At 53.5% G+C, this 1,128-nt stretch carries 1 protein-coding gene; it reads right to left on the reverse strand.

What is annotated here, in order from left to right:
- Nucleotides 1-278: 278 nt before the first annotated feature.
- Nucleotides 279-1,128: DUF6615 family protein (locus SRAH_RS12740; protein WP_206741117.1), on the reverse strand; the 850-nt coding region annotated here is incomplete at its 5' end.

Genomic DNA, 1,128 nt, shown 5'->3' on the forward strand with positions numbered 1-1,128 from the left:
CCGGCGGGCCGAAGGCACGTCCGAGTTGAACCGCAGGTTAGGCGCTGTGGAGAAGGGTGCTGCTGCCTTGGAACGCTGCGGCGTTGCCGGAGATTATGGCGGGAGCCTTGCAGGAAAGCAAGCGCTGTGTGCCAGTGCCTTTCCACGAAGGCCGAGCAGTAGGCTCGCAACTGGGCACCGCCGGAGCGCGAGGGAGCGGAACAGCAGAAGCCAGAGCGAGGCCTAACGTTTGAGTTGAGGGCGCGGCCCGTCAGGGCCGTCGGCCCTCCAACGAATGGTTAGCCGCGAACATCCACTATTACAACGGCGCCGACATCTGCAAATTGCCTAGCAAACTCTCGCTCCCACCAATCAGGGAACTTGAACTCGTTATCAACGACAGCCCGAATTGCAGCAGGAATGTCTTTGCTATAGCCCTGATACTCATCTACGCGTGAATTAAGCGGACTGTCGATTTCAAAATAGTAGTAAATCTGGCCGATGAGATCTTTTGCTGAGCCACCGGTCGCCTTTGGACAACAAGCAATGCAGGGAAGCGGATACGACCGGCCAATCACATTGGCAGGATCAACCCGTGTTCTTGTGCTAACAAAATTTGCATCAACTACTTTCGCGCCGCACAAATATGCGCCGGCTGAAGCTTGCACACCGCCGCGACATGCTGAAATTGCCGAGGACCCAGAGTAAAACGCATATATTGGATATGCTGGAACTGTTGCCGCCGACGTGATCAGAGTTGATATTTGCTGACCATAGCGATTTGAGCGCGCAAGGCCAGGATAGTTATCTTCTCCATCAAAAAGCTTCTTCGCTTGAACTCTTAGCCAAACCGTTCCGTCATTGAATACGAATACCCAGTCCCAATCTGCCCCGGTGTATTTCGCCTCTTCATGACGAGTAAATGCCTTGTATGCAACCTGAGTGCTTCTCTTTGAAAGCTCGTACAACAGCCAATCAGTAATGGATTCTTCCTTCACCGCGGGCTGAGCTGACATCCACGCAAATATTTCTGCGGATAGGTCGTTCAATATTTCACATAGATCTGCCACGAAACCTCCTTGAGCGGCTAACGTTGAGGTTAACCGGCGTGCCGAAGGCACGTCCGAGTTGAACCGCAGGTTAGCGGAG

It is taken from the genome of Serpentinimonas barnesii (genome assembly GCF_000696225.1).
GTDB lineage: Bacteria > Pseudomonadota > Gammaproteobacteria > Burkholderiales > Burkholderiaceae_C > Serpentinimonas > Serpentinimonas barnesii.